We start from the raw sequence: 14,181 nt of genomic DNA, 5'->3' as shown, positions 1-14,181 counted from the left end.
CTTATAACGTAATTATTGAATTTTTTCATTTCGTTTTTCCATTTGTTTTAGTCTTTTTTCGTAATGGGCAAGTTCTTCTTCCGAGAAGTTAGCGCTCACTACTTCCTCTGTAAAATCGGTTAATGCGGCTGATACACGTTGCTTCATATCCTCAACTGTTAAATCGACGCCAACTAATTCTGAGAGGGAGCCCATCACGTTTGGATCGACATTTGGATAGGTGAAAGCAGTCTCCTCATCCTTCTTACCAACTTCATAAAATTGCTGGATAAGTTGTGCGCGTTCCCTGCTATTCCCTTCCACGTCTAAGTAAATTTGGATGGCTGCACCATCCTTTACACGGCGCTGGGAGATACCAGCAAATTTTCTTCCATTTATACTTAAATCATAATCGCCTGGGCAGTAGGAATCTCCAATTTCATAGGCTTCAATGGCATCTGTTACGTCGCGTAACATATATTGTACAAAACTCACCATTGCTTCGTAGCAATCATGGATAGAAATGTGCTTAACCCCTGGAAGAATTAGCGAGATGTTCAATACCCCTTTGTCTAAGGCTACTGCCAGTCCACCTGAATTTCTAATAACAACGTTTTTCCCGGAATGCTGAAGAAAGGAAACGCCTTCCTCTATATAGGGCAGTTTGCCGTCGGGAATTCCGAGTACGATTGTCTCGTCATGCACCCATAAGCGGACAACAGGTGGTGACTGCTCATCACTAACAGATAAGGCAAGGGCGTCGTCTACAGCAAACGAGGTCATTGCAGTGTATGCTTTTCCATGAAAAGTAGATTTCGTTGAGTGGTCCATATAGCGAAATGTTCGATGTCGAATAATGTCTTTCCAATTTTTCATAGTTTCTCCTTTTCGGTCACAAGGCTGTTACAAGATTCATGTAAACTTCTCTTTTTTATCATGCTTATCTATTATATAATAATACTATTATAAGAATGAACAGAAACGGGTTGGAAAATGAATGGCATATAAAGATGAACAATTACTAGAGGAAAAAGTATTTAAAGACCCTGTACATCGATACGTGCACGTAAAAGACCGCGTGATTTGGGATTTAATCGCAGCACCTGAGTTCCAGAGGTTGCGCAGAATTAAACAGCTTGGTACAACAAATTATACTTTCCATGGTGCAGAGCATAGTCGCTTTAATCATTCCCTAGGGGTTTATGAAATTGTGCGGAGAATTATTTATAATTTCCAAGGAAGAAAGCACTGGAATAATGAAGAACGACTGCTATGCCTTTGTGCGGCCTTACTGCACGACCTAGGGCACGGGCCATTTTCACATTCCTTTGAAAAGGTATTTAAACTGGATCATGAGGAATATACCCAAAAGATTATTCTTGGCGAGACGAAGGTTAACCAGATTTTGGAGCAGGTGGAAGAGGGGTTTGCCCAGAAAGTGGCAGATGTCATTGCTAAAACATATCAGAACAAGCTTGTCGTAAGTCTTATTTCAAGTCAGATTGATGCCGACAGAATGGATTATTTGCAACGTGATGCCTATTTCACGGGTGTAAGCTATGGGCATTTTGATATGGAACGGATTTTACGTGTAATGCGACCAATCGAGGATCAAGTTGTGATTAAAGCGACGGGGATGCACGCGGTGGAAGATTACATTATGAGTCGTTACCAGATGTATTGGCAGGTCTATTTCCACCCTGTTACGAGAAGTGCTGAAGTAATTTTAACGAAAATTCTGCACCGGGCAAAACATCTTTATGAAACGGAAGATTATGAGTTTAAACTGAAGCCAACCCATTTCACTTCCTTTTTTACAGGCGATGTTAAATTGGATGAGTACTTAAAGCTAGATGAGGGTATTGTTTCGTATTATTTCCAGCTATGGCAGGAAGAAGAAGACGAGATATTACGCGATCTTTGCGAGCGGTTTGTGAATAGACGGCTATTTAAATACATTGAATTTAATCCGAATCAGCAAATGGCAGAATGGATGGAACTATATCGGTTATTTTCTGATGCGGGGATGGACCCGGAATATTATCTCGTTGTGGATTCATCATCTGATTTACCATACGATTTTTATCGACCTGGCGAAGAAGAGGAACGGTTGCCAATCCATTTGCTTATGCCAAATGGGGAATTGAAGGAACTATCACGGCATTCAGATATTGTGGAATCTATTTCTGGGAAAAAACGGACGGACCACAAATTGTATTTCCCAAAGGATCTACTAGAAAGCCTGCCGACAGGAGACAGGAAGACACGGATTAAGGAAATTTTATACGGGCAAGGAGAGTTAATCGATGTTAACGAATCACGCTAAATTGGTGCAGTTTTTTTCTGTTGCAAATGAAGTAACGGGTCGTAAAAAGCTTCAGAAAATGATTTATATTTTACAGAAGTCAAAGCTGCCATTTGAGGAAAAATTTCATTTTCATTTTTATGGTCCTTACTCAGAGGAATTGACATTACGAGTAGAAGAGCTATGTAATTTGCATTTTATTCAAGAAGAGAAGGAAGATAAAAGTAATTATTACCAATATCGCTATTCCATTACAGACGATGGGCAAGCTTTTCTGGACCAGTTTGCGATGGAAATGCCGGAGTTGGATGAGAAAGTAGCGATGCTTAAAGGGAAGAGTTCTCGCTTTTTAGAGCTAGTGGCGACAATGCTTTATTTCGATGATTTACCATTGGAGGAAAATATCGAAAAGGTTCATACGGTAAAGCCGAAGCAAAAATACACAGATGATGAGATTCAGGAAGCCATATCATTCATTAAAGCTGTAAGTGCATAAAACGGTTAAGATGAAACAAGACTGTTGCTATGCTAAAATGGGGTTGATAAGTGATGAAGGAGGATTCTCAAATGAGTTCTGATAAATCTTCAAACAAGAAGAAAACGAATGCTTTTACAATCGTAAAGGATGACTCAACTGACGGACATGGCGGTTATGGTGCTGGATCTATCAGTTTGGAGAATATGTCCCCAGTCATTGTGGACCCAAATGAGAAAAAGGCGTACGTGGATATGGGTGCTATGCATGGACGTAGCGACATTGAGCGACGCGTTAAGTTTTTACCAAACAAAGAAGAAGTACCAAATGGATTGCTTTACTGGATTGTTTGGGTGAATGTGGAGCGCAATGAGAATGGAACCTATTATGCAGGAGTAGCTGGCAGTGAGGTTAGAGTTGATCGTCCTATTAAGCGAGCATATAAATCAATGCCAGAGCATGTAACCCATATGGAAAAATCCTTAAAAGGGAAAATTATTTTAGATCATATGGACGAAGAATCTAAAAAGTTGCTAAAGGATTTTCTGACGGATTTTGATGCGGAAATGTGGGCCAATTCTACCGACGAATTGAAAGCTGCTCTCCCTGAGTAATGAAAAGTGACAAACTTGTGACATATTTTAAACAATTGTAGTACAACTTGTACTTTTGTTCCGAAATTTGTAAAATATGTATACATGGGCTTACTCATGTATTACTAGGACGAAAAGAAGCTGATTCCAAACGGATGGGAGGAATCAGCTTCTTTTTGTATTGAAATTAACTCTACACTTATTAAGTTACCCTTGTTATTATTTAATTAGAAATATTTGAACTATTTCTTAAGGAGGGCTTAAAGTTGTATAGTTTTATTATTTTTCCAATCATACTTGTTATCATAATCTTTTTCGCGATGGTGAAAACAGTAAAGGATATTAATAAAGAGAAGAAATAACAACCTCTACCGGAACAAATCAAATAACTCTTCCACCATGCTTTTATCCTCGTTCTCTTCTTCCTGGTGGAGGTGGTCTGTGCAATATGCTTCTGGCTCTGTCCCTTTCTCGAAATACATCACACGACTTGATTCGCAATATGGTGTTGCTCTCAAGCCTGTTTCGGGATCGATGGGAATGCCAACAACACCGCTTGGCGCATTGAAATTTTCCACAGGATGATCCGCGTGAGCAGCTTCCATAAAGCCTGCCCATATTTGCTTGGTATAAGAGGACTCCGCAACCTTCTCCATTGGCCGGTTATCATCATAGCCCGCCCATACTCCAGTAACAAGAGAGGGACTGTAACCGATCATCCAGCTATCTGAATCGGTCGTTCCGGATTTCCCAGCATATATTCTTGAAAGTTGATCAGATACAGACGACCCTGTCACCGACATATAACCATCTAGTTCGCGGTCAAACATCCCAGTTAGCATTTGGGTTAATACAAAGGTCTTTTGTGGGTCGAGTATTTGTTTCCCTTTTATTTCCTTCTTTTCATAAACGGTTTTTCCATGCCGATCGACTATTTTTTCAATTGTATGCTCTTTAAGCTCCTGACCGCCATTTGCCAATATGCCATAGCCCGTAACCATTTCCTTCACATTCACGGTTGCTGTGCCAAGCGCAAGGGATGGGACAGCAGGAAGCTTGCTTGTGATGCCAAAAGCTCTTGCTGAATCTACCAGCCGCTCTGGTCCTAAATACATATTTGTTTTAACGGCATAGACATTGTCACTAAGTGCAATAGCTTGGGCAAGGGTGATCTGTTCATTTGCGTAATAGCCATTGAAATTACTTGGCTGATAGACATTACCGTCTGCTAACTCAAAGCTTGTTGGTTTGCTCATCAGCATGGTATTCGGTGTATACCCGTTTTCCAGTGCAGCATAATATAAGAAAGGTTTAAAGGATGAGCCTGGCATTCGCATTGCAGAGGTTGCACGATTGAATACACTTTCCGTATAATCCCTACCACCAATCATGGCTGTAATTGCCCCGTTTTCAGGGTCTACTGCTAAGGCACCTATCTCAATATCGCTTTCTGATTGCACCGTTTCTTTCACTTGCTGTTCAAGAAGCTTTTGTTGTGTGGTGTTTAGTGTTGTATAAATCGAATAGCCGCCTGCTCGCACTTCTTCTTGCTCAATTTCTAAAAGCTTCCCAGCCTCCTGAATAACAGTGTCCTGAAAATGAGGGGCTTTTTTTTCTTGTTGGTCAGGGGTATGTTTCGCATAAATTAACTTTTGACGTAAGGCGGATTCATACGCCTTTTGATCAATTATCCCTTTATCAAGCAGGTTAGCTAATATTTGTTTTTGACGATCTTGAGCCCTATCTTCATCGTTTAAAGGCGAATAATAAGTAGGCCCTTTTGGTATGCCTGCCAGCATTGTTGCTTCAGCCAGGGTGAGGTCAGAAGCTGATTTATTATAAAAGTAATTACTCGCAACTTCAATCCCGTAGGCACCGTGACCGTAGTATATGGTATTTAAATAGCCCTCAAGGATTTCTTCTTTTGTGTAAAACATTTCAAGTCGTACTGTATAAAAGGCTTCCTTCAGCTTACGAGTTAGGCTCTTTTCATGTGTTAGATAAAGATTTCTCGCATACTGTTGGGTTAAGGTACTGGCACCTTCCTTAAGGGACCATGTTTGGATATCTTTGATGATAGCACCAAAAATTCGTTTTATATCAAAACCATGATGGTCATAAAAATTTTGGTCTTCGGTTAGAAGGGTGGCAGCAACAACCTCTTCAGACATCTCGTCCAGATCAACCCATTGACGGTTTTGGGTTCCTCGTTCTTCTCCAATTACTTCTTCTTCGCTATCATAAAGAACGGTATTCTGGTCTATTGCAAGCTCTGGAGGGCCAAGCAGGAAACTAATTAGATAGACGGCTCCAATCCCAAGCAAGATAACGGCTATCAGCCACATTGTTATTTTTAATAGAAGTCTAGACTTAAATTTCTTTAGTCCTTTTCCCATGATTTGCGGTCTCCAATATGTGTGCATTTTTATCAGTATGGGAAAAGATAAAAAGATCTAAACAAAATGTAAGAAAAAGCTTGTCTTTTTGCCGAAAAACTCTATAATTTTATTGTCTTGATAGATGAAGGAGTGAAGAAAAATGAGCATGTGGTTTACAGAAAACCAAACAGCCAATTTTGGTATTACAGCAAAAATTAAACAAACCCTAGCTACTGTGAAAACAGACTTCCAGGAGCTGCAAATCATAGAAACAGAAGAATGGGGCAATATGCTTGTCCTAGATGATATGGTAATGACAACAGAACGAGACGAGTTCGTATACCATGAAATGGTTGCACACGTTCCGTTATTTACCCACCCGAATCCAAAGCATGTACTGGTGGTTGGTGGAGGAGACGGAGGGGTTATTCGTGAAGTGCTGAAACACCCATCTGTTGAAAAAGCGGTCCTTGTTGAAATTGACGGGCAGGTCATCGAGTACTCCAAGAAGTTTCTGCCTTCTATTGCTGGAACATTGGATGATCCGCGAGTGGAAGTGAAAGTCGATGACGGCTTTTTGTATATTGCCAACAGCAAGAATGAATTTGATGTCATTATGGTGGATTCCACAGAGCCAGTAGGACCTGCGGTGAACCTGTTTACAGAAGGATTCTATAGTGGGATTAAGGACGCTTTAAAGGATGACGGTATTTTCGTTGCGCAGACAGATAACCCATGGTTTAAGGCAGATTTAATTCATCAGGTGTACGGAGACGTGAAAAAAATCTTCCCTGTGACGAAAGTGTATACGGCGAACATTCCGACATACCCAAGTGGTCTTTGGACGTTTACAATGGGAAGTAAAATCCATGATCCGTTGAAAGTGAAGCCAGAACGTTTCCATGAAATTGAAACGAAATACTATACGCCAGAACTGCATACGGCTTCCTTTGCACTGCCGAGGTTTGTATCAGATCTATTGAAATAGAGGAGGTTAAAGTACCTTATGCGATTTGATGAGGCATATTCAGGAAAAGTGTTTATTATGTCAGACAATGACTATGAGAAGGCCCAGGCTGTTATTTACGGCATGCCAATGGATTGGACAGTGAGTTTTCGACCTGGTTCCCGATTTGGCCCTGGCCGTATTCGCGAAGCATCTATTGGGCTTGAGGAATATAGTCCTTATATGGACAAGCACTTAGAGGAGGTTGCCTACTTTGACGCAGGCGATATTCCATTACCATTTGGCAATCCTCAGCGAAGTTTAGACGAAATTCGTGGTTTTGTATCAAAGCTTGCGACGGATGGGAAGTTTCCACTCGGTCTAGGCGGGGAACATCTCGTCACATGGCCAGTTATTCAGGCGATGTATGAGGTACATTCTGATATGGCTTTAATCCATATTGATGCCCATGCCGACCTTCGTGAAGAATACGAAGGAGAAGCACTATCCCATTCCACCCCAGTAAGAAAAATTTGTGGCCTGCTTGGTGCCGAAAATGTGTATTCCTTTGGCATTCGCTCTGGGATGCGTGAGGAATTCCAGTTTGTAAAGGAGAGTGGCATGCATATGGCCAAGTTTGATGTGGCAGACCCATTAGAAAAAGCATTGCCACAGCTAGCTGGTAGAAAAGTTTATGTCACGATTGATATTGATGTACTTGATCCAGCTTTCGCTCCAGGAACAGGTACCGCTGAAGCCGGGGGTATTACGTCAAAAGAGCTGTTAAAAGCAATTCAATTAATTGCCGAATCAGATGTGGAGGTTATTGGTGCAGATTTAGTGGAGGTCGCACCAGCCTATGATCACTCGGAACAAACTGCCATCGCAGCAAGCAAATTCGTCCGTGAAATGCTGCTCGGTTGGGTGAAATAAAGAGAAAGTCTCTGCCTTTGGTGGAGGCTTTTTTAATAGGGTAAGGAGAGTTGGTTAGGTTGCTATTGGGATGTGTGCAGTTGACTGGGCGGGCGGTTCAATCAACCAAGCGGGCGTACCAATCAACCACGAGGACAGAGCAATCAACCACGGGAGGCGTGCAATCAACCAAGCGGGCAGAGCAATCAACCGTGTGGGCGTTGTAATCAACCAAGCGAGCGTATCAATCAACCACGAGAGCAGAGCAATCAACCAAGAGGGCAGAGCAATCAACCGTGTGGGCGTTGTAATCAATCACGAGAGGAGTACAATCAACCAAGCGAGCGTACAAATCAACCACGAGAGCAGAGCAATCAACCAAGGGGACAGAGCAATCAACCAAGAGGGCAGAGCAATCAACCAAGCGAGCGTACCAATCAACCACGAGGACAGAGCAATCAACCAAGCGCCCCCCCAATCAACTACGCGGTTAGTTCAATCAACCAAGCGAACCCCCTAATCAACCAAGCGAACCCCCTAATCAACCAACGTACCATCCTGCAATACTCTTATAAGAACGAGTACAATGCAATTTCAGGAATTTTAAAGGTAGTTCTGGCATTTTCCCTGTGATTAACGCTATAATAGGTCATTATATGATTTTTTACGATTGAGGAGATATAATGACACAACAAGGAAGAAATGTCATGATTGAGCTCTCCACTTCTATTCTAGACAATGGGAGCCAGGAAGAGAGTCACATGAAGCATTCAGGCGAATTTTTTCAAAAAGGGAAGCTGGATGTATTACGCTATGTGGAGCAAGGGGAGGATGGCTCTTCGACAAAAAGCCTGATCACCATACAGCCAGATAAAGTAAGCATAAAGCGAACTGGCAATGTGACGATGAACCAGCAATTCCAACAGGGCCAGATAACGGAAAATATGCTGAAGCACCCTTATGGCAGCATGCATATGGAGACATCTACCCAAACGATTAGCTATCAGGCACCCTCAGAACATTCTGAAGGGCGTTTAATCATAAATTATACCGTGAAATTAAATGGCCAGGATGAACGCAGCCATGAGATCAAACTTACATTTACAGAGGAGGGTGCCAAATGAACGTGTTGGCCCAAACGGAAGAAACATTAAAACAAGCAATTGCGGCAGCTGTTATACAAGCTGAGTTAGCGAAGGAAGAAGAGCTCCCTTCCATCATTCTCGAAAAACCAAAAGACAAAGCACATGGTGACTTTGCGACAAACATTGCCATGCAGCTTGCTAGAATAGCAAAAAAAGCACCGAGACAAATTGCAGAGGACATTACTGCTAATCTCGACAATACCAAAGCTTCCATTGAAAAAGTGGAAATTGCTGGACCTGGGTTCATTAACTTTTTTATGAAAAATGATTTTCTTGGAGAAATTATTCCAACCATCTTAAAAGATCAGTCTGCATACGGACGCACGAATGCCGGCCAGGGTGAAAAGGTTCAGGTAGAATTCGTCTCCGTTAACCCTACAGGGGATCTTCACTTAGGTCACGCTCGTGGAGCGGCTTTTGGTGATGTACTTTGTAATGTGTTGGATGCAGCGGGCTATCAGGTAGAGCGTGAATATTATATTAATGATGCAGGGAATCAAATTGATAACCTGGCATTATCCGTTGATGCCCGTTATTTCCAGGCGCTTGGTCAGGATGTAGCCATGCCGGAAGATGGCTACCACGGTGAAGATATTATTAAAATTGGTGAAAAGCTGGCACAGGAGCATGGTGACAGCTGGGCAGAGAAGGATAAAGCAGAGCGCTTGGCATTTTTTAAAGAATATGGCCTTAAATACGAGCTTGGTAAAATTGAAGAAGACTTAGCTGAATTTCGGGTGCATTTTGATAACTGGTTCTCTGAACGTTCCCTGTATCAGGATAATAAAATTACCGAAGCACTTGATGTGTTGAAAAACGGAAACTATGTGTATGAACAAGACGGTGCAACATGGTTCCGCACAACAGATTTCGGTGATGATAAAGACCGTGTACTAAAGAAACAGGATGGCAGCTATACGTATCTGACACCAGATATTGCGTACCATAAAAATAAATTGGATCGCGGATTCAACAAAATTATTAACGTATGGGGTGCGGACCACCATGGGTACATCCCGAGAATGCGTGCTGCTATTCAAGCATTGGGATACCCAGTGGAAAAATTTGATGTGAAAATCATTCAAATGGTAAACCTGTTTGAAAACGGCGAAAAGCTGCGCATGAGTAAGCGGACAGGGAAAGCTGTTGCGCTTAGAGAGTTAATGGAAGAAGTTGGAGTAGACGCGGTTCGGTACTATTTTGTAACGCGTTCCAATGATTCTCAGCTTGATTTCGACATGGATTTGGCACGTTCTCAATCCAATGACAACCCAGTATTCTATGTGCAATATGCTCATGCACGGATTTGCACGATGTTGAAACAGGCAGAAGGAAAAGGATTCAACTTGGAAGCTGGCTATGATGCAAGCTTGCTTACAGCAGAGAAGGAAGTTGACTTACTTAAAAAACTAGGTGAATTCCCGCAAACAGTAGCTGATGCTGCAGATAAGCAAACACCGCACAAAGTCACGCAATATGTGTACGACCTTGCAACATTGCTACACAGCTTCTACAATGCCGAAAAGGTTCTGGACGAATCAAATAAAGAACTGACACACGCACGAATTGCCTTGATGGAAGCAGTGAAAACTGTTTTACAGAATGCATTGAAGTTAATTGCAGTAACAGCGCCGGAGAAGATGTAAAGTGAAAGAGAGTTGAGGACAAGAACCTCAGCTCTTTTTTTATATTTCTATCTTATTAGTTGGTAGTTATGTGTGTTTGCACCTTACTGGAGAACGAGCATAAAAGCGGTAGTTCAGTATAGCAAATATTTTCCCAAATACAAGTTGACTGAATGATCATTCATCGTTTAAAGTAGATGTATAAGCTATTTATTTAAACTATTCACAAAAATGAAATCGCTAACACTATTTGGGGATAGGAGACATGCCAAGAAAAGACAGAGGGGGAGCGGATAATGGAGACGTTTTTGCTGATAAATGGAATAGCCTTTGCAGCCATCACGGTATATGGACTATATTTATTCGCTAAGGTAGTAGCGACAAGGGTAGCGTATATCCGGTTGGGGAAGAAATCAGAATTTGATAGGGAATTCAAAGAGCGATTTCGTAGGATCGGAAAGATTGTATTTGGGCAATCGAAGCTATTAAAGGACAAAAAGTCAGGAATCATCCACGTGATGATGTTTTACGGCTTTATTCTGGTGCAGTTTGGGGCCATTGACTTTATTGTAAGGGGAGTCTCCCCAGGTAATCACTTACCGTTTGGAATTTTTTATCCTGGTTTTGTATTTTTCCAGGAGCTAGTTACTTTGATGATTTTAGTGGCGGTAGTGTGGGCGTTTTACCGTCGCTATATGGAAAAGCTTGTTCGATTAAAGCGGGGGTTTAAAGCAGGGCTAGTACTTATTTTCATTGGAACGTTAATGGTTTCGGTCCTTGTAGGAAACGGAATGGCCTTAGTTTGGCATGGTCATGAGATGACGTGGACGGAGCCAATTGCTAGTTTAATAGCTGGGGCGTTTAGTTGGCTCTCACCAACGGCAGCTATGGTCGTATTTTTCATTGCATGGTGGATCCATACCATTACGTTACTGGCATTCCTTGTATATGTACCACAATCCAAGCATGCGCATTTAATCGCTGCACCAATTAATGTTTTTATAAGTAAGAGAGTACCAGGTAAGTTGAAGAAAATAGACTTTGATATTGACGAGGATGCAGAGGAAAGTGAAGAAGAGATTTCCTTTGGTGTTGGGAAAGTAGAAGATTTTGAACAGCATCAAATGCTCGATTTTTATGCATGTGTGGAGTGTGGGCGCTGTACGGATGTATGCCCGGCTTCTGGTACAGGGAAAATGCTTTCCCCGATGGATATTATGATCAAGCTACGAAACCACCTAACAGAAAAAGGTGCTGCCATTACAGGAAAATCTCCTTGGGTGCCAACCTATGCATTTGCAGGGACACAGGGGAATCAAGCGACTTCGAATGAAGAGGCAGCGGCTACTGTGCAGCATGCCAGTTTAATTGGAGATGTTATTACAGAGGAAGAGCTTGCCGGCTGCACAACATGCCGTAATTGTGAGGATGCTTGTCCGGTAAATAACGAACATGTCGGTACAATCATAGATTTGCGACGCTATCTGGTGATGACAGAAGGAAAAATGGATCAGGATGTACAGCGTGCTGTCATGAATATTGAACGTCAAGGTAACCCTTGGGGGCTGTCGAAAAAAGACCGCATCAAGTGGCGTGAACTTGATGAGTCAGCTTACATTCCAACGATTAAAGAGTTGAAAAAGGAAGAACAGGAATTTGACTATCTGTTTTGGGTGAGCTCTATGGGTGCCTATGATAGCCGAAGCCAGAAGATTGCTATTGCCTTTGCGAAACTGATGAACCAGGCGGGAATTCGGTTTGCAATCCTTGGGAATAAAGAGGCAAATTCGGGAGATACGGCAAGACGTATTGGGAATGAATTTTTATTCCAGGAAATTGCGGAGAAAAACATAAAAGAGTTTGAGAAAAATGGGGTTACCAAAATCGTAACCATTGATCCACACGCATACAATATTTTTAAAAATGAATACCCTGATTTCGGATTTGAAGCAGAGGTGTACCATCACACGCAAATGCTTTATGACTTAGTAATGGAAGGAAAGCTATTACCAAGAGGTAAAATAAACCAAAGGCTTACCTACCATGATTCCTGTTACCTTGGAAGATATAACGGGGTCTATGATCCACCGAGGGAGATACTAAAATCAATCCCTGGCCTTGAATTGGTAGAGATGAAGCGTACAAAAGAAAATGGGATGTGCTGTGGAGCTGGTGGCGGATTGATGTGGACTGAAGAAACAACTGGAAACCGCATTAATGTCGCACGAACCGAACAGGCAATGGCCGTGCAACCAACCATGATCTCAAGTGCCTGCCCATACTGCCTGACGATGTTAAGTGATGGAACAAAAGCGAAGGATGTTGAAGAAGATATCAGCACGATGGACGTAGCCGAAATACTGGCATTGTCTGTATTTGCTGAGACTGAGAGCAAGACAGCGTAGTAAGAGATAGAAATTGTGATAGAATGAACAAAGGAAGGAGGGGGATCTCCCTCCTTTAGTTAGGCACAAAGGCTGAGCGAGCGTTCAATCAATCCTTCACAACGTGATATTAATGGAAGGTAACATATGCGACTCGTTATGAAATATAAAAAAAGGTGGTTATAAACATGAGAAAATCCGTTATTGTATCTGGTGCAAGAACGCCATTTGGAAAATTTGGTGGCGCCCTTAAAGGCTTTACAGCATCCCAATTAGGCGGAAAAGCCATAAAAGCAGCTTTGGAAAGAGCAGGAATGGAAGGTTCCGAGATTGACGAAGTCATTATGGGGACTGTCCTTCAAGGTGGTCAAGGACAAATACCATCACGCCAGGCCGCAAGAGAAGCGGGAATCCCGTGGGAAGTAAAAACGGAAACCATAAACAAGGTGTGTGCTTCAGGGCTTCGCAGTGTAACCCTTGCCGATCAATTAATCCGCCTAGGTGATGAAGAAGTGATCGTAGCTGGTGGAATGGAAAGCATGAGCAATGCGCCGTATTTCCTTCCCGATGCTCGTTGGGGAAATCGGATGGGCGATAAGCAAGTGAAAGATATGATGATCCATGATGGTCTATCTTGCTCTTTTGAAGGGGTCCATATGGGGAATTACGGAAACTCTACAGCAACGAAGCATGAATTAACCCGCGAAGCACAGGACGAGTGGTCCTACCGCAGTCATCAGCGTGCTGTGGAAGCAATGGACAACGGCAAGTTCGCCGATGAAATTGTAGGGGTGGAGGTGCCACAGCGAAAGGGGGAGCCAATCGTTGTGGACACAGACGAAGCCCCAAGAAGAGACACGACGGTTGAGAAGTTAGCAGGCTTACGACCAGCTTTCGACAAAGATGGTACTATTACGGCGGGAAATGCTCCTGGTGTAAACGACGGGGCATGTGCTTTTGTGGTGATGTCTGATGAGAAAGCAGCTGAAATGGGTAAAACACCAATGGCTTATGTACTTGGCCATGCAGAGGTTGCGGTCCAAGCAAAGGATTTTCCGGAAACACCAGGTCTTGTCATTAACAAGCTGTTAGAAAAAACGGGTTATAAAACAGATGATATTGATTTATTTGAAATAAATGAGGCGTTTGCCGCGGTATCCTTGGCAAGTGGGAAGATTGCTGAGATCGACTCTGAGAAAGTTAATGTAAATGGCGGTGCAGTTGCGCTAGGGCATCCAATTGGCGCAAGCGGGGCACGTATTATTTTAACCTTAATTCATGAACTAAAACGCCGTGGTGGCGGTATAGGAGTAGCTGCTATTTGTAGTGGTGGTGGGCAAGGAGACGCTGTGCTCATAGAAGTGCCTAAACAGTAAAGAACTATCACATAGGGTCTATGTTTAATAGAAAGCTAAGGCCCTATGATTTTTGCTCTAAAT

General features: G+C 42.5%; 13 protein-coding genes. 9 read left to right on the top strand and 4 right to left on the bottom strand.

Annotated elements, in window-relative coordinates; all coding sequences use genetic code 11:
- Nucleotides 1–12 precede the first annotated feature (12 nt).
- On the bottom strand, nt 13–855 hold the full coding sequence (locus tag LG273_RS16855) for a biotin/lipoate A/B protein ligase family protein (RefSeq protein ID WP_404455823.1): 843 nt from the start codon (nt 853–855) through the stop codon (nt 13–15).
- 121 nt (nt 856–976) lie between these two features.
- On the opposite strand from LG273_RS16855, the gene LG273_RS16850 reads away from it, so the two are divergent.
- From LG273_RS16850 to LG273_RS16840, 3 genes are all read left to right on the top strand, one after another.
- Nucleotides 977–2,305, top strand: a complete 1,329-nt coding sequence (locus LG273_RS16850; protein WP_379562093.1) for an HD domain-containing protein — start codon at nt 977–979, stop codon at nt 2,303–2,305.
- Entirely contained in the window at nt 2,286–2,780 is a 495-nt protein-coding gene (locus LG273_RS16845; RefSeq protein ID WP_379562094.1) for a YwgA family protein, read from the top strand. The genes LG273_RS16850 and LG273_RS16845 overlap by 20 nt, the downstream gene beginning before the upstream one ends.
- 71 nt (nt 2,781–2,851) lie before the next feature.
- On the top strand, nt 2,852–3,373 hold the full coding sequence (locus LG273_RS16840) for a YwhD family protein (RefSeq protein WP_404455820.1): 522 nt from the start codon (nt 2,852–2,854) through the stop codon (nt 3,371–3,373).
- A 347-nt stretch (nt 3,374–3,720) separates the two neighbouring features.
- On the opposite strand, the gene LG273_RS16835 is transcribed toward LG273_RS16840, so the two are convergent.
- Nucleotides 3,721–5,748, bottom strand: coding sequence for a transglycosylase domain-containing protein (locus LG273_RS16835; RefSeq protein WP_404455817.1), 2,028 nt, complete (start codon nt 5,746–5,748; stop codon nt 3,721–3,723).
- A 142-nt stretch (nt 5,749–5,890) separates the two neighbouring features.
- Here LG273_RS16835 and speE point away from each other — a divergent pair, with 142 nt between their 5' ends.
- On the top strand, nt 5,891–6,718 hold the full coding sequence (gene speE / locus LG273_RS16830; protein ID WP_404455815.1) for a polyamine aminopropyltransferase: 828 nt from the start codon (nt 5,891–5,893) through the stop codon (nt 6,716–6,718).
- Nucleotides 6,719–6,736: 18 nt separating this feature from the next.
- Entirely contained in the window at nt 6,737–7,609 is an 873-nt protein-coding gene (gene speB, locus LG273_RS16825; protein ID WP_404455812.1) for an agmatinase, read from the top strand.
- Nucleotides 7,610–7,663: 54 nt separating this feature from the next.
- On the opposite strand, the gene LG273_RS16820 is transcribed toward speB, so the two are convergent.
- Nucleotides 7,664–7,903: a hypothetical protein gene (locus LG273_RS16820; protein ID WP_404455809.1), complete on the bottom strand. Its 240-nt coding sequence runs from the start codon at nt 7,901–7,903 to the stop codon at nt 7,664–7,666.
- Complete coding sequence (locus LG273_RS16815) at nt 7,904–8,050, bottom strand: hypothetical protein (protein WP_404455806.1); 147 nt, start codon at nt 8,048–8,050, stop codon at nt 7,904–7,906. It lies immediately after the preceding gene.
- A 221-nt stretch (nt 8,051–8,271) separates the two neighbouring features.
- Here LG273_RS16815 and LG273_RS16810 point away from each other — a divergent pair, with 221 nt between their 5' ends.
- The 4 genes from LG273_RS16810 to LG273_RS16795 all read left to right on the top strand — a co-directional run bounded on the left by LG273_RS16810 (nt 8,272) and on the right by LG273_RS16795 (nt 14,118).
- Nucleotides 8,272–8,712 (top strand): DUF1934 domain-containing protein, encoded by a 441-nt coding sequence (locus LG273_RS16810; protein WP_404455803.1) that lies wholly within the window; start codon nt 8,272–8,274, stop codon nt 8,710–8,712.
- Complete coding sequence (gene argS, locus LG273_RS16805) at nt 8,709–10,379, top strand: arginine--tRNA ligase (protein WP_404455800.1); 1,671 nt, start codon at nt 8,709–8,711, stop codon at nt 10,377–10,379. Before LG273_RS16810 ends, argS begins: the two co-directional genes overlap by 4 nt.
- A gap of 275 nt (nt 10,380–10,654) precedes the next feature.
- On the top strand, nt 10,655–12,763 hold the full coding sequence (locus LG273_RS16800; protein ID WP_404455797.1) for a heterodisulfide reductase-related iron-sulfur binding cluster: 2,109 nt from the start codon (nt 10,655–10,657) through the stop codon (nt 12,761–12,763).
- Between the two features lie 167 nt (nt 12,764–12,930).
- Nucleotides 12,931–14,118 carry an acetyl-CoA C-acetyltransferase gene (locus LG273_RS16795; protein WP_404455794.1) on the top strand — a complete coding sequence of 396 codons (1,188 nt, stop codon included), beginning with the start codon at nt 12,931–12,933 and terminating at the stop codon, nt 14,116–14,118.
- Nucleotides 14,119–14,181 lie beyond the last annotated feature (63 nt).

Source organism: Oceanobacillus kapialis (assembly GCF_044790185.1).
Classification (GTDB): Bacteria; Bacillota; Bacilli; order Bacillales; family Amphibacillaceae; genus Oceanobacillus_B; species Oceanobacillus_B kapialis.
This window is presented reverse-complemented; position numbering and strand designations above follow the sequence as displayed.